The organism is Mycolicibacterium peregrinum, from assembly GCF_001665625.1.
GTDB lineage: Bacteria > Actinomycetota > Actinomycetes > Mycobacteriales > Mycobacteriaceae > Mycobacterium > Mycobacterium peregrinum_B.
The window spans coordinates 1-19,398 of the sequence record NZ_LZSY01000135.1; the positions used below are offsets into that span (position 1 = coordinate 1).

Annotated in this window: 20 protein-coding genes and 1 pseudogene; 14 read left to right on the forward strand and 7 right to left on the reverse strand. The window is 66.7% G+C overall.

What is annotated here, in order from left to right:
* The 6 genes and pseudogenes from A5779_RS21820 to A5779_RS21845 form a co-directional block, all read left to right on the forward strand.
* Positions 1–414 (forward strand): annotated as a pseudogene (locus A5779_RS21820) (elongation factor 4); the annotation flags it as partial.
* 70 nt (positions 415–484) lie between these two features.
* The gene (locus A5779_RS21825) at positions 485–1,786 is read left to right on the forward strand and encodes an NtaA/DmoA family FMN-dependent monooxygenase (protein WP_064885559.1); all 1,302 of its coding nucleotides are present in this window, start codon (positions 485–487) and stop codon (positions 1,784–1,786) included.
* A complete protein-coding gene (locus A5779_RS21830) occupies positions 1,786–3,168 on the forward strand; it encodes an LLM class flavin-dependent oxidoreductase (RefSeq protein WP_064885561.1) in 1,383 nt (460 codons plus the stop codon). The genes A5779_RS21825 and A5779_RS21830 overlap by 1 nt, the downstream gene beginning before the upstream one ends.
* Positions 3,169–3,294: 126 nt before the next feature.
* A complete protein-coding gene (locus A5779_RS21835) occupies positions 3,295–4,827 on the forward strand; it encodes an APC family permease (protein WP_064885563.1) in 1,533 nt (510 codons plus the stop codon).
* Entirely contained in the window at positions 4,824–5,813 is a 990-nt protein-coding gene (locus A5779_RS21840; RefSeq protein WP_064885565.1) for a GNAT family N-acetyltransferase, read from the forward strand. Before A5779_RS21835 ends, A5779_RS21840 begins: the two co-directional genes overlap by 4 nt.
* On the forward strand, positions 5,810–7,045 hold the full coding sequence (locus A5779_RS21845) for an acyl-CoA dehydrogenase family protein (protein ID WP_064885567.1): 1,236 nt from the start codon (positions 5,810–5,812) through the stop codon (positions 7,043–7,045). Before A5779_RS21840 ends, A5779_RS21845 begins: the two co-directional genes overlap by 4 nt.
* 53 nt (positions 7,046–7,098) lie before the next feature.
* Here A5779_RS21845 and A5779_RS21850 read toward each other — a convergent pair whose 3' ends face one another.
* Complete coding sequence (locus A5779_RS21850; protein ID WP_064885569.1) at positions 7,099–8,013, reverse strand: zinc-binding dehydrogenase; 915 nt, start codon at positions 8,011–8,013, stop codon at positions 7,099–7,101.
* A 54-nt stretch (positions 8,014–8,067) separates the two neighbouring features.
* Between A5779_RS21850 and A5779_RS21855 the strand changes: the two genes are divergently transcribed.
* Positions 8,068–8,625 (forward strand): class I SAM-dependent methyltransferase, encoded by a 558-nt coding sequence (locus A5779_RS21855; protein WP_064885583.1) that lies wholly within the window; start codon positions 8,068–8,070, stop codon positions 8,623–8,625.
* On the opposite strand, the gene A5779_RS21860 is transcribed toward A5779_RS21855, so the two are convergent.
* On the reverse strand, positions 8,609–8,890 hold the full coding sequence (locus A5779_RS21860; RefSeq protein WP_064885585.1) for an ANTAR domain-containing protein: 282 nt from the start codon (positions 8,888–8,890) through the stop codon (positions 8,609–8,611). The two genes, A5779_RS21855 and A5779_RS21860, sit on opposite strands and share 17 nt — an antisense overlap.
* Before the next feature lie 94 nt (positions 8,891–8,984).
* On the opposite strand from A5779_RS21860, the gene A5779_RS21865 reads away from it, so the two are divergent.
* Entirely contained in the window at positions 8,985–9,683 is a 699-nt protein-coding gene (locus A5779_RS21865) for a sensor domain-containing protein (RefSeq protein ID WP_064885587.1), read from the forward strand.
* Positions 9,684–9,737: 54 nt separating this feature from the next.
* On the opposite strand, the gene A5779_RS21870 is transcribed toward A5779_RS21865, so the two are convergent.
* Positions 9,738–11,768, reverse strand: coding sequence for a glycoside hydrolase family 15 protein (locus A5779_RS21870; RefSeq protein WP_055115495.1), 2,031 nt, complete (start codon positions 11,766–11,768; stop codon positions 9,738–9,740).
* Between the two features lie 115 nt (positions 11,769–11,883).
* Between A5779_RS21870 and A5779_RS21875 the strand changes: the two genes are divergently transcribed.
* The 6 genes from A5779_RS21875 to A5779_RS21895 all read left to right on the forward strand — a co-directional run bounded on the left by A5779_RS21875 (position 11,884) and on the right by A5779_RS21895 (position 16,258).
* Positions 11,884–12,087: a hypothetical protein gene (locus tag A5779_RS21875; protein ID WP_064885589.1), complete on the forward strand. Its 204-nt coding sequence runs from the start codon at positions 11,884–11,886 to the stop codon at positions 12,085–12,087.
* 139 nt (positions 12,088–12,226) lie between these two features.
* Positions 12,227–12,319: an Ms4533A family Cys-rich leader peptide gene (locus tag A5779_RS34985; RefSeq protein WP_350222992.1), complete on the forward strand. Its 93-nt coding sequence runs from the start codon at positions 12,227–12,229 to the stop codon at positions 12,317–12,319.
* Positions 12,320–12,449: 130 nt separating this feature from the next.
* A complete protein-coding gene (locus tag A5779_RS21880) occupies positions 12,450–13,493 on the forward strand; it encodes a sulfate ABC transporter substrate-binding protein (RefSeq protein WP_064885571.1) in 1,044 nt (347 codons plus the stop codon).
* Entirely contained in the window at positions 13,490–14,368 is an 879-nt protein-coding gene (gene cysT / locus A5779_RS21885) for a sulfate ABC transporter permease subunit CysT (protein WP_064885573.1), read from the forward strand. The genes A5779_RS21880 and cysT overlap by 4 nt, the downstream gene beginning before the upstream one ends.
* On the forward strand, positions 14,365–15,186 hold the full coding sequence (gene cysW / locus A5779_RS21890; RefSeq protein WP_055115487.1) for a sulfate ABC transporter permease subunit CysW: 822 nt from the start codon (positions 14,365–14,367) through the stop codon (positions 15,184–15,186). Before cysT ends, cysW begins: the two co-directional genes overlap by 4 nt.
* A 22-nt stretch (positions 15,187–15,208) precedes the next feature.
* Complete coding sequence (locus A5779_RS21895) at positions 15,209–16,258, forward strand: sulfate/molybdate ABC transporter ATP-binding protein (protein ID WP_064885575.1); 1,050 nt, start codon at positions 15,209–15,211, stop codon at positions 16,256–16,258.
* A gap of 18 nt (positions 16,259–16,276) precedes the next feature.
* Here the strand turns inward: A5779_RS21895 and A5779_RS21900 are convergent, their stop codons facing one another.
* From A5779_RS21900 to A5779_RS21915, 4 genes are all read right to left on the reverse strand, one after another.
* Complete coding sequence (locus A5779_RS21900; RefSeq protein ID WP_055115484.1) at positions 16,277–16,537, reverse strand: metal-sensitive transcriptional regulator; 261 nt, start codon at positions 16,535–16,537, stop codon at positions 16,277–16,279.
* A 61-nt stretch (positions 16,538–16,598) separates the two neighbouring features.
* On the reverse strand, positions 16,599–17,459 hold the full coding sequence (locus tag A5779_RS21905; RefSeq protein WP_064885577.1) for a sulfite exporter TauE/SafE family protein: 861 nt from the start codon (positions 17,457–17,459) through the stop codon (positions 16,599–16,601).
* Positions 17,456–18,052: a rhodanese-like domain-containing protein gene (locus A5779_RS21910; RefSeq protein WP_064885579.1), complete on the reverse strand. Its 597-nt coding sequence runs from the start codon at positions 18,050–18,052 to the stop codon at positions 17,456–17,458. The genes A5779_RS21905 and A5779_RS21910 overlap by 4 nt, the downstream gene beginning before the upstream one ends.
* On the reverse strand, positions 18,052–19,263 hold the full coding sequence (locus A5779_RS21915; RefSeq protein WP_064885581.1) for an NAD(P)/FAD-dependent oxidoreductase: 1,212 nt from the start codon (positions 19,261–19,263) through the stop codon (positions 18,052–18,054). Before A5779_RS21915 ends, A5779_RS21910 begins: the two co-directional genes overlap by 1 nt.
* Positions 19,264–19,398 lie beyond the last annotated feature (135 nt).

Consider the following 19,398-nt stretch of genomic DNA (forward strand, 5'->3'; position numbering starts at 1 on the left):
GACAGCCTCGTAGTCGAGGCCGGCGAGCAGATGGCCGATCTGGTCAAGGTCGACATCCTGCTGCAGGGCGAGGCGGTGGACGCGTTCAGCGCGATCGTGCACAAGGATTCGGCGTCGGCCTACGGCAACAAGATGACCACCAAGCTCAAGGAGCTCATCCCGCGCCAGCAGTTCGAGGTGCCGGTGCAGGCCGCGATCGGGTCGAAAATCATTGCCCGCGAGAACATCCGGGCAATCCGCAAGGACGTGCTGTCCAAGTGCTACGGCGGTGACATCACCCGTAAGCGCAAGCTGCTGGAGAAGCAGAAGGAGGGCAAGAAGCGCATGAAGACCATCGGTCGCGTGGAGGTTCCTCAGGAGGCTTTCGTCGCGGCGCTGTCCACCGATGCCGCTTCGGACAAGCCCAAGAAGTAGCGCGCCCGGGATAGCTTCGCGCTGAGCGCAACCCTCGGCTCGTGCCCCCCGCGACCGTAGCGTCGGCGCAGTGCCCAGAGAACTGCACCTGCTGGCCTTCGGCAATACCCGGTCTACCGGGCCGTGGCGGCATCCCGATATCGACAACAGCACCGCCGGGGTACGCCGGCGGCTGATCAGCTATGCGCAGACCGCCGAGGCGGGCACCTTTGACGCGCTGTTCTTCGCCGACGGCCTGAACTACGGTCCGCCCGCGACCTGGCCCTACAAGATCACCGAGGACTTCGAACCGCTCACCGCGACGGCCGCGCTGTCCTCGGTCACCGAGCGGATCGGTCTGGTGGTCACCGGATCGGCCACCCTGGCCCATCCGTACCACCTTGCCCGCCAGCTGCTTTCACTCGATCACCTCAGCGGTGGACGGGCAGGCTGGAATCTGGTGACCAGCTTCGCGCAGGCCGCGGCCGACAACTTCAGCGCCCGCGGCGTGGTGGCCCATGACGAGCGCTACCGGATTGCCGAGGAAGCTCTCGAGGTGGTGCGCAAGCTCTGGGACGGCTGGGGCGAGGACACGATCGTCGAAGACCGTGCGGCGGGGATATTCAACGACGTCAACAGAATCCAACCGACGGATCACCACGGCCGCTACTTCGACGTGGCTGGTCCGCTGGGCGCGGCTCGGTCGGCGCAGGGCCAGCCGGTGCTCTTCCAGGCCGGATCATCGGAAACCGGACGGGGTTTCGCGGCCCGCCACGCAGAGGTGATCTTCACCAGTCACGGAAACCGGGGGCGCGCGCAGGAGTTCTACTCCCAGATTCACGAGGAGTCGCGGCGGTTTGGCCGGGCCCAGCCACCGCTGATCACGCCTTCTCTGCGGTATCTCGTCGGTTCCACCGAGGAAGAGGCCAGGCGCGCGCAACAGGAGGAGTACGAGTACTTCAGCCCGCAGTATCAGGCTGGTTGGCTGCTCGAGGTCGATGTCGACGTCACCGGTGCCGATCTCGACGGTCCGGTTCCGGAGTCGGCCTTCCCGGCCCACACCGAGACCCATCAGACCGCATTGGCCGGCTACCGGTTGGTGGCAGCCGACGGGAATCCGACGGTGCGAGAGTTCCTGTACCGCACGGTCAACGGTTGGGGTGCGGCAGTGGTGGGCACCCCCGAGCAGATCGCCGACGAGATCGAACAGTGGTTCACCACCGGCGCCGCCGACGGGTTCGTGCTGCGGGATTCCGGGTTGCCCGGCCAGCACGAGCTTTTCGTCGAGCAGGTGGTGCCGGTGTTACGCAAGCGCGGGTTGTTCCGCCATGAATACGCCGGCGCCACCCTGCGTTCCCATCTGGGGCTCGACGTCCCGCCGCGGCAGCTGTGATGACCGAACCGTATGTTCTGTCGGCGTTCACCATGTCGACGGTGTCGCACGGCAATTTCGGGTTGTGGCGTCATCCGCAGGATCGCACCGCCGACTACACCGATGTCCGCTACTGGGTGGATCTGGCGAAGCTGCTCGACGACGGCGGATTCGACCTGCTGTTCATTGCCGACGCGGTCGGACAACTCGACGTGTTCGGCGGAGATGCCAGTGCCGCGCTGGCGCGGGCGGTGCAGACGCCGGTGACCGATCCGCTGTTGGCGGTATCGGCCATGGCTGCGGCCACCCAGCGCCTTGGGTTCGGCATCACGGTGTCCACCACCTACGAGAGCCCGTACCTGCTGGCGCGAAAGTTCAGCACCCTCGATCATCTGACCGGCGGCCGCATCGGCTGGAACATCGTGACCTCTCTGCTCGACAGCGCGGCGCGCAACATCATCGGCCGCGACCGGCAGATCCCGCACGACGAGCGCTATGCGATGGCCCAGGAATTCGTGGAAGTGACCTACAAGCTCTGGGAAGGTTCGTGGGAGCCCGGCGCGGTGATCCGCGACGCGAAGCGAGGGGTGTACACCGACCCGGTGAAGGTGCACGACATCGGCCACCATGGGCGGTATTTCACCGTGCCCGGGGCGCACCTGGTCGAGCCTTCGCCGCAACGCACGCCGGTACTCTTCCAAGCCGGCACCTCGCCGGCCGGGCGGGAGTTCGCCTCCCGCAACGCGGAACTGGTGTTCGTCAGCGATCCGCGGCCCGAGGTGCTGCGCAGCCACATCACCGACATCCGTCGCCGGGCAGCCGGACACGGCCGCGACCCGCAATCGCTGAAGTTCATCACCTCGGTCGAGATCGTCACGGACAGTACCGATTCCGCGGCACAGGCCAAGGCGCGCGAACTTGCCGACTTCCACGATCTGGAAGGCGGGCTGGTGCTGTTGTCGGCACTGTCCGGCGTCGACTGGTCGACCTACGGGGTCGATCGCCCGATCGGGCAGTTCGACACCGACGCCAGCCGGTCCATCCTCGCCGCGGTAACCGACTCGGGTGTCCGTGAGCGCTTGACGCTGCGAGATTACGTTGGGGGACCGGGCGGATTCGGTGGCGAGTTGTTCGTCGGGTCGGCCGCCACCGTGGCCGATGCCCTGGACGCCTATGCCGGGCGGACCGGGGTGGACGGGTTCAACATCGCCTATCACGTCACGCCCGGCAGCTTCGCCGACATTGCCGCCCATCTCATCCCCGAGTTGCGCCGGCGCGGTCGCGCTCGCGAACTCGGCGATCCGACGACCCTGCGGCAGAAGCTGTTCGGCGGTGGCGACGGATTACTGGCCGGCGGGCACCCGGCCGCCGCATTCCGCAGGAATTCCGTTCATTCGCAATAGAATCCTGCCGATTCCATAGCTGACGACGCGAAACCGATTGCGGCAGTGTGACAACACATACCGACATCTCAACCACCCGTACCGGTTCACGGACGGGAGGCGTCGCGGTCAGAAAGGGACATAGCCGTGACCACTACAGAAGACCCGAAGGCGCACCCGACGGCGAATGCCGCAGGCCGCACCCTGATCGCCGCGGAATCGACCGGACTGGAATCCGGGGCGCTGGGCCCCTGGGGTGTGTTCGCCCAGGGCCTGGCCGCCGCCGCCCCCAGCGTGGCCCTGGCCGTCGTACCGTTCTCGCTGTTCGTGGCGGCCGGCAAGGGTGCGGCATGGGCCGCCGTGATCGGCCTGTCCATCGTGGTGCTGGTCGCCATCACGATCAGCTTCCAGGCCAAACGCACGGTGTCCTCGGGCTCGCTTGGCACCTACACGGGTAACGGTCTGGGCCCCGGCTTCGCCTTCGCCGCCGGGTTCAGCCTGTTGTTCGGCTACATCGGTTTCGCCACCACCGGCACCCTCGGCGGGGTGCTCTACCTCGATGCGTTCCTCGAGTCGATCGGCCTTGGCTCGCAGGCGGTTTGGTTCCGGCTGCTGCTGGTGTTCGTGGTGGTCGGCGTCGCGGTGTACCTGCCGTACCGCGGGGTGTCGCTGGCCGCCAAGTACGAACTGGCCTTCGAGTTGCTGGCCATCGCGTCGATCCTGGTGATCATCGTGGCCTCCTACATCGGCTACGGGTTCCGCATCGACTGGGAGCAGTGGAATCCCCAGCATCTCGGGTCCAGCGCGACCTTCATCGCGGCGGTCACCGCGGTGGGTTCCTATGCCGGTTTCGAGAGCGTCGCCTCGCTCGGGGCCGAGGCCAAGGACGCGCACCGCAACATCGCCAGATCCTTGCTGCGCGTGGTGCTCCTGATCGGTGCGCTCTACATCTTCGCGACCTACCCGCAGATCCTGCACTTCGGCGAGATCGACGGCGACAAGGCGGTGCTGCCCCAGCTGGCCACCAGCGTCGGGGTGGAGTGGGTGAACCAGATCGTCAGCGGCGCCGTCGCGATCGCGTTCATCGTGTTCGTCACCGCGGTCACCACGGCGGCGTCCCGATCGCTGTTCACCTTCGCGCACGAAGGGGCGCTGCCCAAGGTGTTCACCAAGGTGCACCCGAACTACAAGACACCGTGGGCGGGTGTGGTGTTTGTCGGGATCCTGGCCCTCGCGTTCTCGATCACGGCCACCTTCAGCTCCGCGGGCCGTCTGGTATTCGACGTCTACGGCGGTTACGTGGCCAACTGGGGCTTCCTGGTGAGCTACCTGCTGGTGGTCATCGCGACGCCGATCTGGCTGCGCAAGATCGGCGCCTTGACCCCGGCGCGGCTCGCGGTCGCGGTCGCGGCCACCATCGGCCTGGGGTATGTGATCGTCAGCAACTTCTATCCGGTACCCGAGTTCCCGTTCAACATCCTGCCTTTCGTGTTCGGGGCCATCCTGCTGGCCGGACTGTCCTGGTACTGGTACCTCAAGCGGACCAGGCCCGAGGTGGCCAACCGGATCGGCAGCATCCAGACCCTCTCCGAGGACGAGCAACAGCGCCTGGCCGCCGAAGGAATCGGCGAGGCGCTCCAACAGTCGCAGGCGGCACTGATCGATGAGGACCGGAAATGACGCTCACCGACCAGGCGTTGACCACCAGCTGGACAGTGGAAGCGGCCACCGCCCACGACCATCCACTGATCGCAGATTTCCTGGCCACCACACCGGGCCTGCGGGGGCGAAAGTTCGCCGCCGATTCGCGCGACGTCGCGGAGCAGCTCGCCGGCGTGTACCCCGGGTCGGCAGTGGTCCTGCGCAGTGAATCGGCCGACGTGCTGGGGTACGCGGCGCTGTACCAGCCTGATGGTGCCGAACCGGAAGTGTTGGCAGACTTCGTATTCAGCCCGGAGGTTGCCGAGGCGCCGGTCGCGGAGGTCGTCGACGACACCGTCGACCGGTTCCACCGGGTGGCTACCCCCGGCGCCTATCTGCGGGTATACATCGGGGCCGATCAACCGGTGGCGATCGAGGCGCTGGTGCGACGTGGCGCGCGTCAGGAGCGCCAGTTCGTTGCGACCCGAAAGCCGTTGCTCGGTGAGGATCGCGCCGCGCTGGCCGCCGCGCACATCGACGGACTGACGATCCTGTCCTGGCCCGAGGTGATCTCGGGCGGATTCGCCGAGCAGGTGCGGCAATTGCAGTTCGACACGTTCAGCGAGCATTTCGGGAACATGTCGAAAACCCCGCAGCGCTGGGAACATCACCTGCGCAGTCGGGCGTTCAATCCGGACTTCAGCATTGCCGCGGTCAACGACGACGGCGTGGTGGTCGGCTACGTACTGGGGTCGACCTACACGGAAGGCGCCGGCGCCGAGCAGGAACGCAGCGCACACACCGATTACATCGGGGTACGCCGCGACCTGAGAACACGCGGGACCGGGGAACTGTTGTTACGCAAGATCTGGCTGGCCGCGTTGCGACGCGGGTTCACGGTCGCGTCACTGGGCACCGACATCGACAACGCGAGCAAGGCCCACGAGTTGTACCGCCGCCTGGGGTATCTCGCGGTCCGAGACCAGTACGCATACCGCATCGATCACGACGGGAGCATCCGATGAGCAGGGCAGGCACATATCTCAAGCGGCCGTCCGGATACGACGCCGAGTTACAGTCGGTGTTCCGGCCGATCTTCGCGCGGATCGCGGAAGGCAACGTGGCACGCGAACGCGACCGGACGTTCCCGCACGAGCAGGTGCGGTGGCTCGGCGACGCCGGGTTCGGCACCTTGCGTATCCCAGCGGAACAAGGCGGTTTTGGTGCGTCGCTGGAGCAGACCTTCCTGTTGCTGGCCGAGCTGGGGGAGGCTGATGCCAACGTCGCCCATATCTGGCGCAACCACCTGGCCTTCGTCGAGGACCGGCTCAACGCCCCGGTGACCGAGGACAACAACACCTGGATCAAGCGTTTCCTGGCAGGCGAGTTCGTCGGTGGCGGCTGGACCGAGGCCAACAACGTCACGCTGGCCAACCTGGCCACCACGGTCACCGCCCAGGGTGACCACTGGCTGGTCTCGGGCGCGAAATACTATGCGACAGGCAGCCTTTACGCCGATTGGCTGGATGTACTCGGCCGCGGTGACAACGGCGAGTTGTGGACGGCGCTGGTGCGCGCGGAGGATCCGGGGGTGACGCTGGTCGACGACTGGCGGGGGTTCGGGCAGCGCACCACCGCAAGTGGCTCGGCGCAGTACGACAGGGCACGCGCTGAACCGGGCAACGTGTTCCCGGCGGCCGAGCGGTTCACCTACCAGGCCCACTTCTATCAGATCGCGATGCTCGCCGTGCTCACCGGAATCACCCGGGCGGTGCACCGGGATGGGGCGGCGGCGCTACGAGGGCGCACCCGCAACTATCCGCAAGGCCTTGCCGAGGTGCCGGCCGAAGACGCTCAACTCTTGCAGGTGATCGGAGAGATCTCGGCCGAGGCGTTCGGTGCCGAGGCGGCCCTGGGATTGAGCGCCCGCACCCTCGACCGGATCGTTGCGGGCCGACTGGCCGGCAGCGACGACCATGCCCGCGAGTTGTTGATCGACGCCGAGGTTGCCGTCGCGCAGGCGCAACTGGTGATCATCGGATCGGCGCTGCGGTCCACCACCAAGGTGTTCGACGCACTCGGAGCCTCCGGTGTGTCCGAAGAGCTTGGCCTGGACCGGCATTGGCGCAACGCCCGCACGTTGGCGTCCCACAATCCGGTGGTCTACAAGGCGCGCATCCTGGGGGACTGGTTCGTCAACGGCAAGGATCCGGTGGCCGATCTGGTGAGCCGCGGCCGGGGCGGCCAGGGCAACTGAGCCGGGGCGGCCAGGGCAACTGAGCCGGGGCGGCCAGGGCAACTGAGGCGTCGTCAGTCGACCTGCAGCACCGCCTTGCCCGCGACCTTGCGGTCGAGCAGGGCCTGTGCGGCGACGGCGATGTTGTCCCACGAGTCGCGAAGACCGATCTGCGGATCGAGCTCGCCGTCGGCCACCAACGTCAGCAGATAGTCCAGATCAGCTTGGAACGGTGCCCGAACGGTGAACGGCTCCAACCGTTTCCGATTCCCGCGACGCCGCTCGGCCTCGAAGTCGATGGTGGTCGGTTCGTTGGACGCCATCCCGATGGACTGCACCGACCCGCCGTCGGACACCAGGCTGAAGGCCTGGGCCAGGAGCTTTCCGCCGACGTTGTCGAGGACGCCGAACACCGGCTCGGTCACGCCGTCGAGCCCCACCACGACCTCGGCCGCGCCCAATTCCTGCAGGCCGTCACCGCGCCGCGCACTGCCGACCGCGGCGACCACGTGCGCCCCGGCCCGTGCGGCCAGCTGCACCGCGAATCGGCCGACGCCTCCGGACGCACCGGTGATGAGGACCCGGCGCCCCACCACCGGGCCGAGGGCTCGCAGCGCCTGCAGGGCCGTCACGCCGGCCACCGGAAGGGCAGCACCCTCTTCGAATTCGACGAATTCGGGAAGCTCGGCGAGATTCTCGGTGGAGACCGCGCGGCGCTCGGCCCATCCGGCTGCTCCGCTGAAGCCCACCACACGCGTGCCGACAGCCGGTCCGGTCCCGTCGGCCGCGGCTCTGGCAACGATCCCCGCGCTGTCCCACCCTGGCACTTCGCCGGGGCGGCGCATCTGATCGATGAAGTGCACCTCGCCGAAGTTCAGCGCGATCGCATGCACGTCGATCAGCGCCTGGGAGTCGGCGACCGAAGGTTCGGCCACCTCGTCGAACCGGAGGTTTGCAGGAGCTTGCGGGTCGTAGACGAGGGCTCGCATGAAGGGGCTAACCCCGAACGGTTTGGCGCTATTCCCTCCCATAAGGTGGCCGACGTGAGCCAGAAGGACCGCGCCCGGTGGGACACGGCCTATGCCGACCGCGAGCCGGACCGAGTGCCGGCCCTACCCGAGGTCTTCAGCGGCCGTGCCGACCAGTTTCCCGCGTCCGGGTCGGCTCTCGACATCGCGTGTGGAACAGGTCGGGCCGCGGTGTGGCTGGCTCAGCGCGGGCTGACCGTGTCCGGCTTCGACGTATCCACCGTGGCGATCACGCAGGCGAGGGCGACGGCCGCAAGCCACGGAGTGGCGGATCGCTGCCGATTCGAGGTCGCCGACCTCGACGAGGGCCTACCGGCCGGACCACAGGTCGATGTGGTGCTGTGCCATCGCTTCCGCGACCCGCGCCTCTATCCGGCGCTGGCCACCCGCCTGCGGCCGGGCGGCCTGCTGGCGGTCTGCGTGCTCAGTGAGGTGGGGGCGCAACCGGGTCGGTTCCGGGCCGGCCCCGGTGAACTCGAGGCGGCCTTTGCCGGTCTTGAGACGCTGGCCGCGTACGAGGGTGACGGGGAGGCCTGGCTGATGGCACGGGCACAGGTCACCGGACGGGGCTGACGGGCACCCGCCGGGCCTGCGCGAGCAGCTCACCCCAGGCGTTGAACGCCTCGGCGTAGTCGGCCGTGGTGCCCGAAGTGCCGCCGGCAAGATCCACCAATGCACTTGCGATGCTGCCGATTCCGATACCGGTGCGCTGGACCACCCGCACCAGTTCGGCAAAAGCCTGATCGGGCGCGCAACCGCGCAGGGCGACCAGAACACCGATCGCCACGTCGATCTTGATGCGTGAAGTGTCGTCTGCGCGGAGGCGGCTGTAGCTCATGACCCGATGGTGCCGGGTCGGTCCCGACTCATCCAGAGATCGGCGCACGGTGATTGTGTCCGGCGAGGTGCCACCGGTCGGTGACAATGGTGACATGCCTTGTCGCCCCGTGATCGCACTGCTCGCCGCCGCATCACTGCTGATGGCCGGATGCGCGCAGATGGTCGACGGCAGCGCCGTGCGGGCGGAGAACTCGGTCCCCGTGGTCGACCAAACCTTCACCGATTCCGCACTCGAAGGTCTCCTGATTTCCGCGGAGGAAGCCGACGAGATCGTCGGAGTGACCGGACTGAAACCCACGGAGGCCCGCGATACCAGCGACACGATGAACGTCAATGCCAATGATCTTTCTGACGAAGACTGCCGGGCAGCGGTTTTCGGTGCGCAAGAGGCGGTGTATGCGGGTTCAGGTTGGACCGGCGTGCGTGATCAGGTGATGTCGACGCCACGATCCAGGCAATCCATCGAACAGACTGTGGTGCTGTATCCGTCGGGTGATGAGGCACGTAGCTTCTTCGACTCGGCCGGGCAATCGTGGCAGGCGTGCGCCGGGCGCACCATCTCGATAGGTACCGGAGATGCGACGACGCACTGGGATATCGCTGACGTTGTCGCCGAGCAGTCGCTGTTGACCCAGTTCTCGACCGAGCAGCAACAGCCCGAGTGGCCGTGCGATCACGCGCTGGCAGTTGTCTCCAATCTCGTGATCGAAACCTGGGCGTGCGGAGTGGGTATCACGAACCAGGCCGCCACCCTGGCACTGCATATGGCCGCCACGGCGGCGGACGCTTGATCATCGATTGGCCCGGGTGGGCAGACATGCTGTGTCCGGCAACGCCTGACGGCCCTACATCGGTGCGTTGGCGGGCTGGAAGACCCCGGAACTGTCGGACTCCTCCTCGGCGCGGATGACGTGCACCACGGCGTTGATCAGGGCCAGGTGGGTGAATGCCTGCGGGAAGTTGCCCAGGTGGCGGCCGGTGCGCGGCTCGATCTCCTCGGCGTACAGGTGCAGCGGGCTGGCGAACGAGAGCAACCGCTCGAGCAGGTGCTTGGCCCGGCTCACCTCGCCGATCTCGACGAGCGCCGACACCAGCCAGAACGAGCAGATGGTGAACGTGCCCTCTTCGCCGGACAGCCCGTCGTCGGTCTCCTCGACCCGGTAGCGCAGCACCAGGCCGTCCTCGGTGAGTTCGTCGGCGATCGCCAGCACCGTGGCCCGCACCCGCGGATCGTCCGACGGCAGGAACCTCGTCAACACCGCCAGCAGCAGCGAGGCGTCCAGGGCGTCGTCGTTGTAGCGCTGGGTCAACACACCGCGGGAGTCCACGCCGCGGGCCAGGACATCGGCCTTGATCTCCTCGGCGATCGCGCGCCACTGCTGCGCGTAGCTCTTCTCGCCCTGCAGCTCGGCCAGCTTCGAACCGCGGTCCAGCGCCACCCAGCACATGATCTTGCTTGAGGTGAAGTGCTGCGGCTCGCCGCGCACCTCCCAGATGCCCCGGTCGGGCTCCTTCCAGTGCTTGATGGCTTCCTCGACCTGGTTCTTCAGCACCGGCCACAGCGCCTCGGGGATCTGTTCGCGCGACTTGGCGTGCAGGTACACCGAATCGAGCATGGTGCCCCAGATGTCGTGCTGCATCTGGTTGTAGGCCCCGTTGCCGATCCGCACTGGCCGGGCGTTGTCGTAGCCCGAGAGGTGATGCAGTTCTTCTTCGACCAGACTGCGCTCACCACCGACGCCGTACATCACCTGCAGCGGGTGGCGTTCGCCGTTGTTGGCACCGGACACGTCGGCGATGAACGAGAAGAAATCGTCGGCTTCCCGGTCCAGCCCGAGGGTGTACAGACCCCACAGCGCGAACGTGGAGTCCCGGATCCACGAGTAGCGGTAGTCCCAGTTACGTTCTCCCTGAGGAGTTTCCGGCAGCGACGTGGTGGGGGCGGCCAGCAGGGCGCCGGTCGGCGAGTAGGTCAGGCCCTTCAGCGTCAGCGCGCTGCGCTGCAGGTATGACCGCCACGGGTGGTCGGGGAAATCGCCGATGTTGATCCACTGCCGCCACGACTCACTGGTTTTCCACATCTTGTCCGAGGCCTCTTCGAAGGTCTGCGGGGCGGGATGTTTGGACCAGCTCAGCGCGACGAACACGTTGTCGCCCTCGGTGAGCCGGGTGCGGGCGCGGGCCTCGCGGCCCTCGATGCCGATCCGAAGGTTGGTGGTGAGCCGCATCGTGGGGTGTGAGTCCGGGTTGCGGCTGGCACGTGCGATCGCTTCGCCGTAGGCCGGGCCGGAGTACTCCCACGAGGCGCTGACACGGTGGTAATCGAACGCCGGTTCGCAGTTCATCACCAGTTCGACGGTGCCGCTGACGCAGCGGACCGTGCGTAGCAGGATGTGTTCGGCGTCCCAGTCCATGGGGGTACGCCGGTGCGTGCGTGACCGGGTGTCGATGTCGTGCCACGGACCCATCACGAGCGCGTCGCGCACGATCAGCCAACCGGTGTGGGTCTGCCAGGTGGTCTCCAGGATCAGGCTGCCCGGCAGGTAGCGCCGCGCCGATGGAACGGTCACCCCGTAGGGGCCGAGCCGGAAGTGGCCCGCATTGCGATCCAGGATCGCGCCGAACACGCTGGGAGAGTCGGGCCGAGGGACACACAGCCACTCCACGGAACCTGCCGACGAGATCAGGCAGGTGTTCTCGCAGTCGGACAGGAACCCGTAGTCGGCGATCGGCGGGAAAGGGTTCCGTAGCGACGCACCCGAGGAGTACGGCACGGGCGCCGTCGCCGTGAGCGGCGTCTCGGGGGTCTTCGAGGTGTCGGGGGTCTTGTCGAGTGCCGCGACGACATCCGTGGGCTCGGTGTGTTGCAGAACCATCCGCACATCATCATCTGCGGATACGGGTGTCGTCTACCCAAGACACGCGTGTCGAACGTTACTGGTGCGGCGGGATGAAGACGGGGTGCTGTCGACGATCGCCTACGCTTGCCCCATGGCGGCAATCCTGAACTGGTGGGACGGCGTCGAACTGTGGCTGACCGGGCTGCCGTTCGTCGTGCAGACCGCGGTGGTGATGCCGGTGGTGCTGGCGTTGGCCTATGGCATCGCGGTGGTGCTCGACGGCGCGCTGGGCTGGGGAAGTACCGGGCTGCGCCGGTTGCGCCACGCCCCGGTGGACGAGGTGGAATCGGAGTGAACGGTATGCCGCGCTCACGTGTCACGTTGATCTTGATTCTGCTGGTTGTGCTGGTCATCGTGATGTGGTTGCTGACCAGCTAGCGAGGACACCTGTCGCTCGACGGGCGCGACGGCGGAATTCTGTTATTCTTCGCGCCATGCATTCAGCGTCCGGCAAGACTGAGAGCCATGTCTTGGCTCTCATTGCCGTGGGTTCGTGCGCTGTTGCTGACGTCGCCTGTTGTCGCTGACTCCAACCCGTCCGCGGTTTGGTGTCGGTGGTGGTTCTGCGCCCGGATGCTGTTGTCTCGCCTCCTCGCCTCCCTCGCCTTTCCGCATGACGGACCTCGCAATGTCCGCTGTCCGCAAGAAAGGTCCTCAGTGCCCGTTAACAAGCCCCATCTCAGTAAGTTCTGGCGTACTGCCACCGTCCTGGCCACCACCGGCGTGCTGGCAGTCGGCTGCGGTGGCGGCGCCAGTGATGTCGCCGGCGGTGACCAGGGTGCCGCGGGTGCCGACACCACGCTGACCCTCGTCGCCTATGCCGTGCCCGAACCGGGCTGGAGCAAGATCATCCCGGCCTTCGCGGCCAGTGAGGAAGGCAAGGGCGTTGCGGTGCGGACGTCGTACGGCGCATCGGGCGACCAGTCCCGGGCCGTGGCCGACGGCAAGCCGGCCGACATCGTGAATTTCTCGGTCGAACCCGACGTGACCCGGTTGGTCAAGGCCGACAAGGTGGCCGACGACTGGAGCGCAGGCAATACGAAGGGCGTGCCGTTCGGTTCCGTGGTGTCATTGGTAGTGCGCAAGGGTAACCCCAAGGGCATCAAGGACTGGGACGATCTGCTTCAGCCCGGGCTCGAGGTCGTCACCCCGAGCCCGCTGAGTTCGGGTTCGGCCAAGTGGAACCTGTTGGCCCCGTACGCGGCGAAGAGCAACGGCGGCAAGGATTCCGCGGCCGGGCTCGACTTCGTGAACAAGTTGGTGACCGAGCACGTCAAGACCCGCCCGGGTTCGGGACGTGAGGCCACCGATGTGTTCCTGCAGGGCACCGGCGACGTACTGATCAGCTACGAGAACGAGGCGATCAACGTCGAGCGGCAGGGCAAGGACATCGAGCACGTGAACCCGCCGCAGACCTTCAAGATCGAGAACCCGGTGGCGGTCGTCAAGACCAGCGCCCACGCCGACAAGGCCAAGGCGCTGGAGAACTTCCTGTTCACCGCCGAGGGGCAGAAGCTGTGGGCCGAGGCCGGATTCCGTCCGGTCGATCCCGCGGTGGCGGCGGACTTCGCCAAGGACTTCCCGACGCCGGAGAAGCTGTGGACGATCGCAGATCTCGGCGGATGGAAAGAGGTCGACCCCGCGTTGTTCGACAAGGACAACGGCTCGATCACCAAGATCTACAAGCAGGCGACTGGATGACAGCAGTAGCGCAGAGCGAGGCAGCCGAACCTGGTTCGGCTGTGCCCGCGCCGGGGGAGTCCGCTCCCGGCGCGCGGTCCGGCCGCTACGGCAGCACGTCGCTGCGCGTGGGCGCGGCCTCGATCTGGTTGAGCGTCATCGTGTTGCTGCCATTGGCGGCGATCCTGTGGCAGGCGGCCGGCGGTGGGTGGAACGCCTTCTGGTTGGCGGTCACCTCCAACGCGGCCCTGGAATCGTTTCGGGTGACCCTGACCATCTCGGCCGGCGTGACGGTGGTGAACATCTTCTTCGGCCTGGTGGTGGCCTGGGTGCTCACCCGCGACGACTTCCCCGGTAAGCGGCTGGTCGACTCGGTGATCGACCTGCCATTTGCTTTGCCGACGATCGTGGCCAGCCTCGTGATGCTGGCGCTGTACGGTCCGGCCAGCCCGGTCGGGTTGCACCTGCAGCACACCAAATGGGGTGTGGGCATCGCCCTGCTGTTTGTCACGCTGCCGTTCGTGGTGCGCTCGGTGCAGCCGGTGTTGCTCGAGCTCGACCAGGAGACCGAGGAGGCGGCCGCCTCGTTGGGTGCCAGCAATCGGGTCATCTTCGTCAAGGTGATCCTGCCGGCGTTGCTGCCTGCCCTGCTGTCCGGGGCCGGTCTGGCGTTCTCGCGGGCCATCGGTGAATTCGGTTCCGTGGTGCTCATCGGTGGCGCCGTCCCCGGTGAGACCGAGGTGTCGTCGCAGTGGATCCGGACCCTGATCGAGAACGACGACCGAACCGGCGCCGCGGCGATCTCGATTGTGCTGCTGGTGATCTCGTTCCTGGTGCTGTTCGTGTTGCGGGCGGTGGGCTCGCGTGCGGCCAAACGTGAGGAGCTTTCGGCATGACGCTCTCACCGTCGGTGCGCTACCTGCTGCGCTTTCTGGCGCTGGCCTATGTGACGGTCCTGGTGGTGGTCCCGGTCGGGCTGATCCTGTGGCGGACCTTCGGTCCGGGCGTCGGTGCGTTCTTCGCATCGGTAGGCACACCCGCGGCCATCTCGGCGCTGAACCTGTCGTTGTTGGTGGTGGCCATCGTGGTGCCGCTGAACGTGTTGTTCGGTGTTCCCACCGCCCTGGTGTTGGCGCGCAACCGGTTCCGTGGCAAGAGTGCCCTACAGGCGGTCATCGACCTGCCGTTCGCGGTGTCACCGGTGGTCGTGGGTGTCGCGCTGATCCTGCTGTGGGGTTCGGCGGGGCTGCTGGGCTTCGTCGAGAACGACCTCGGACTCAAGATCATCTTCGGAATCCCCGGCATCGTGCTGGCCAGCATCTTCGTCACGGTGCCGTTCGTGATCCGTGAGGTCGAGCCGGTGTTGCACGAGATCGGCACCGATCAGGAGGAAGCTGCCGCGACACTGGGATCGACCTGGTGGCAGACGTTCTGGCGGATCACCCTGCCGTCCATCAGGTGGGGCCTGACCTACGGCATCGTGTTGACCATCGCCCGCACGCTGGGGGAGTTCGGTGCCGTGATCATGGTGTCCTCCAACCTGCCGGGTACCTCCCAGACCCTGACCCTGCTGGTGGCCGACCGCTACAACCGCGGCACCGCTGACTCGGTGTACGGGGCGTACGCCATCTCGACTTTGCTCATGGCGGTGGCCGTGATCGTCCTGGTTGTCCAGGTGATCCTCGACCGGCGCCGAATCAAGGCCGCGCAGTAGGCCTGAGAAGGAGACAAGAGCTATGACCGACGCGATCGTGGTTCGGGGCGCGAACAAGCATTACGGCGATTTTGCGGCGCTCGACAACATCGACTTCGAGGTGCCGTCAGGGTCGTTGACCGCGCTGCTGGGCCCGAGTGGCTCGGGCAAGTCCACCCTGCTGCGCGCCATCGCGGGTCTGGATCAGCCCGACAGCGGGACCATCACCATCAACGGCCGCGATGTGACCGGGATTCCGCCGCAGCGCCGCGATATCGGATTCGTGTTCCAGCACTATGCGGCGTTCAAACACCTGACGGTCCGCGACAATGTGGCCTTCGGTCTCAAGATCCGTAAGCGCCCCAAAGCCGAGGTGAAGGAGAAGGTCGACAACCTGCTGGAAGTGGTGGGGCTGGCCGGTTTTCAGACCCGATACCCGAACCAGCTCTCCGGTGGCCAGCGTCAGCGCATGGCACTGGCCCGCGCATTGGCGGTGGATCCGCAGGTGCTGTTGCTCGACGAACCGTTCGGGGCGCTGGACGCCAAGGTCCGTGACGATCTGCGCACCTGGCTGCGCCGGCTGCATGACGAGGTACACGTCACCACGGTGCTGGTGACGCACGACCAGGCCGAGGCGCTGGATGTGGCCGACCGGATCGCGGTGCTCAACAAGGGGCGGATCGAACAGGTGGGGTCGCCGACGGAGGTATATGACGAGCCGGCCAACGCGTTCGTGATGTCGTTCCTCGGTGCCGTCTCCGAGCTCAACGGAATCCTGGTGCGTCCGCACGACATTCGGGTGGGACGCAACCCGGAGCTGGCCGTTGCCGCCGGTGATGGGACAGCGGAGGCCACCGGGGTGCTGCGCGCCACCATCGACCGGATCGTGATGCTGGGCTTCGAGGTGCGGGTCGAACTGACCGGTGCCGCAACCCATGTGCCGTTTACCGCGCAGATCACCCGCGGCGACGCCGAGGCGCTCGGGTTGCGCGAGGGCGACACGGTCTATGTGCGGGCCACTCGGGTTCCGCAGATCGCCGGGGGAGTGCAGACTCCGGCGAGTAACGAGGATGAGGCGCTGACCGTCAGCTAGGTGGTCAGCGCCACCCCGTCAGGCCAGGGTCAGGAACAACTTCTCCAGCTCGGCGACGTCCATCGGTTCGTCGCTCTCGCCGGTGATGCATTCACGCAGACCGGTTGCCACGATCTTGAATCCGGCGCGGTCGAGTGCCCGGGACACCGCGGCGAGCTGGGTGACGACATCCTTGCAGTCGCGGCCCTGTTCGATCATGGCGATGACGCCGGAGAGCTGTCCCTGTGCGCGGCGCAACCGGTTGAGGATGGCGGCGATCGATTCCTCGTCGCAGATCATGTTGTCCCCTTTACGTTGGGTTTCTTGCTTTCATCATACCCTCGGGGGTATGTGCGTGTGGTCATGTTGTCGCTGCGGGTGGGCCGAAAAGCCACCGCATCGGACACCATCCGAGCCGCGCGCAGCTGAGGTTGCCGAGGCCGGCCAGTGCCGTCAGGCCTGCCGCGGTGAGCCCGATGGCGGGGTGGACCTCCTGGCCGAGGATCAGCGATGCCATGAGCAACACGAACCAGCCGAAGGCCCGGCGTACCGCATCGGGGTCCACGTGGGCGGTGAGTCGGGTACCCAGCAGGCTGCCGAGCACCGCCGCGGCGGTGACCGCACCGGCGATCGTCCAGTCGATCGGCACTGTGCTCAGATGGCCGGCCAGACCTGCCGCCGAGTTCATGGTGATCACCAGCAGGGAGGTTCCGACCGCGACGGGCATGGGCAGGCCGCCCAGCAGTGCCAGGGCGGGCACCACGAGGAATCCGCCACCCGCGCCGACGGCTCCGGTCACCACCCCGACTCCCAGACCCATCAAGAGGACCTTGGCGACCGGCATCGTCCGCGTCGTCGGCTCGCACGTCTTGCGGCCCCTGATCATTGCGATACCCGTAGCGATCATCACCACCGTGAAGGCGGTCAGCAGTATCGTTCCGGGCACGACATAGCTCAGCAGGCCGCCCAGGTATGCGCCGACCATGCCGGCCGCGCCGAACATCAGGCCGCTGCGCCACTGCACCCGGCCGGCGCGCGCATGAGACAGGGTGCTGACCGCGCTGGTCACCCCGACGACCAGCAGCGAGGTGGCGATCGCCTGCTTGGCGTCCATGCCGGCCACGTAGGCCAGCAGTGGAACGGTCAGGATCGAGCCACCTCCGCCGAGGAGTCCGAGGGACACCCCGACGAGGACGGCCAGCGCGACAGCGAGGGCGATCATGCCAATGCGCCCGAATGTGCCTGCTTGGAGCCGATCAGCTGTGCGACGACGCTGTCGGCATCACAGGAGGCACCCCGGTTGTAGGGGAGCTTTGCCAGCATCATGCCCATGGCGCAGGTGTTCGTCAGCGCCGCTGTCGTCAATCCGGCGCCGATCCCCGCGGCCAGCCATTTCAGCTTGGGGGCCGCGATGCTGCCCAGCACGCTGCTCAGCACGATCGACCCCGCAACCAGGCGAACCTGACGTTCCAGATCCCAGCGTTGGGCGCCACGACGCACCCCGAATCCCTGGTTCTGCCATGCGGTCATGCCGCCGTCGAGGATCGAGACGTTCGGCAGGCCTGCGTCACGCAGGGTCTGCCCGGCGGTGCCTGCCCGTTGTCCCGAGCGACAGATCAACACGACGTTCTCGTCGAGGTGCTCGGCGATCTCGTCGCGATGTTCCTGCAGCAGGTCCAGTGGAACGTTGTAAGCGCCAGGGATATGGGCGGTTTCGAACTCGGCGGGCGTGCGGACGTCGATGAGTCGCGGGCCGGGACCGGCCTGCTTGAGCTCGTTGAGTTCGGTGGCGTCGATGATCGACGAAGAGGACATCAGGCAAGACCTTTCAACATCAGGTTCCAGTACAGGGCGGGCAGCCCGTACTTCTTCAAGAGCCAGTACGGCCGGTGTGGCTTGACCGGATCGAGCAGCGGGAAGGACGGTTTCAGCGCGAAGTCGTAGTCGAACTCGGCCAGCAGCATGTCGTGTGCGGAGGTGACGATCGGGCAGGACGCGTAGCCGTCGTACGAGCCGGTGAGGGGGCGCCCGCTCAGCACCGCACCGATGTTCTCGACCACCACGGGCGCCTGCTTACGAATGGCCGCACCGGTTTTCGAGTTCGGTGACGATCCCGCGTCGCCGAGTGCGAACACGTTCGGGTAGCGCACATGCTGCATGGTGTGCTTGTCGATATCGACGTAACCGTTGGCGTCCCCGCCGACATGGCTCGTGGACAGCGGGCTGGACTTGATCCAGTCCGGCGCCGACTGGTGGGGGACCGCGTGCAGCACGTCGTAGGGCAGCACCGTCTCGACGCCATCGGCAACGTTCGTCATCGTCACCTTGCGCGATGCCGAATCGATGGACCGCACTTCACTTCCGGTGTGCAGCGTGATGCCGTAGTCGGCGATGACCTTGTCCAAGTTGTCCGCGATCGCGGGGATGCCGAAGATCCGCGGGGTCGGGACCACCAGGTGCACGTCGATGTTGTCGAGCACACCCTGGCGCCGCCAGTGGTCGCAGGCCAGGTAGGCGATCTTCTGGGGGGCGCCGGCGCATTTGATCGGCCCGGACGGCATGGTGAACACCGCCGTCCCGGACTTGGTGTCGCGGATGAACTCCCAGGTGCGCGGCGCGAGATCGAAGCGGTAGTTCGAGGAGACACCGTCCCTGCCGAGCGTGTCGGTCAGGCCCTCGGTGCGCTCCCAGTCCAGCTGGATACCCGGCGCCACCACGAGGACGTCGTAGGAGCACGTCGCGCCATCGGCACACGTGACCGTGTTGGCGTCCGGGTCGACGGAGGTCACCGCGCTCTTGATCCAGGTGGCACCGCGCGGCATCACCGACGCTTCGGCACGCTCGGTCTCGGCCGCCGTCGCCTGACCGCCGCCGACCAGCGTCCACAACGGTTGGTAGTAGTGCTGGTCGGACGGTTCGATGATCGCCACGTCGCTGTAGTGCTTGCGCAGCAACCGCGCCGCCACGGTGATGCCGGCCGTGCCGCCGCCGATGATCAGGACCTCATGCTTGGCTGGGGTGGACATACTTGTTGTGTTTTCCTGTCTCTCAGACGATTTGCGCCGGCTCAGACGGCCTGGGTGCTGTCCACCCAGGCGCCGTAGCCACCCAGGATGTCGCTGACATCGGTGAAGCCGCGCTGGCGCAGCAGGCTGGCCGCC

What these genes read in the sequence shown, in the direction of transcription:
- A5779_RS21830 (WP_064885561.1), top strand. Translation starts at nt 1,786, where the DNA reads ATGACCGAACCGTATGTTCTGTCGGCGTTCACCATGTCGACGGTGTCG.
- A5779_RS21840 (WP_064885565.1), top strand. Translation starts at nt 4,824, where the DNA reads ATGACGCTCACCGACCAGGCGTTGACCACCAGCTGGACAGTGGAAGCG.
- A5779_RS21845 (WP_064885567.1), top strand. Translation starts at nt 5,810, where the DNA reads ATGAGCAGGGCAGGCACATATCTCAAGCGGCCGTCCGGATACGACGCC.
- A5779_RS21850 (WP_064885569.1), bottom strand. Translation starts at nt 8,013, where the DNA reads ATGCGAGCCCTCGTCTACGACCCGCAAGCTCCTGCAAACCTCCGGTTC.
- A5779_RS21860 (WP_064885585.1), bottom strand. Translation starts at nt 8,890, where the DNA reads ATGAGCTACAGCCGCCTCCGCGCAGACGACACTTCACGCATCAAGATC.
- A5779_RS21865 (WP_064885587.1), top strand. Translation starts at nt 8,985, where the DNA reads ATGCCTTGTCGCCCCGTGATCGCACTGCTCGCCGCCGCATCACTGCTG.
- A5779_RS21870 (WP_055115495.1), bottom strand. Translation starts at nt 11,768, where the DNA reads ATGGTTCTGCAACACACCGAGCCCACGGATGTCGTCGCGGCACTCGAC.
- A5779_RS21875 (WP_064885589.1), top strand. Translation starts at nt 11,884, where the DNA reads ATGGCGGCAATCCTGAACTGGTGGGACGGCGTCGAACTGTGGCTGACC.
- A5779_RS34985 (WP_350222992.1), top strand. Translation starts at nt 12,227, where the DNA reads ATGCATTCAGCGTCCGGCAAGACTGAGAGCCATGTCTTGGCTCTCATT.
- cysT (WP_064885573.1), top strand. Translation starts at nt 13,490, where the DNA reads ATGACAGCAGTAGCGCAGAGCGAGGCAGCCGAACCTGGTTCGGCTGTG.
- cysW (WP_055115487.1), top strand. Translation starts at nt 14,365, where the DNA reads ATGACGCTCTCACCGTCGGTGCGCTACCTGCTGCGCTTTCTGGCGCTG.
- A5779_RS21895 (WP_064885575.1), top strand. Translation starts at nt 15,209, where the DNA reads ATGACCGACGCGATCGTGGTTCGGGGCGCGAACAAGCATTACGGCGAT.
- A5779_RS21900 (WP_055115484.1), bottom strand. Translation starts at nt 16,537, where the DNA reads ATGATCTGCGACGAGGAATCGATCGCCGCCATCCTCAACCGGTTGCGC.
- A5779_RS21905 (WP_064885577.1), bottom strand. Translation starts at nt 17,459, where the DNA reads ATGATCGCCCTCGCTGTCGCGCTGGCCGTCCTCGTCGGGGTGTCCCTC.
- A5779_RS21910 (WP_064885579.1), bottom strand. Translation starts at nt 18,052, where the DNA reads ATGTCCTCTTCGTCGATCATCGACGCCACCGAACTCAACGAGCTCAAG.
- A5779_RS21915 (WP_064885581.1), bottom strand. Translation starts at nt 19,263, where the DNA reads ATGTCCACCCCAGCCAAGCATGAGGTCCTGATCATCGGCGGCGGCACG.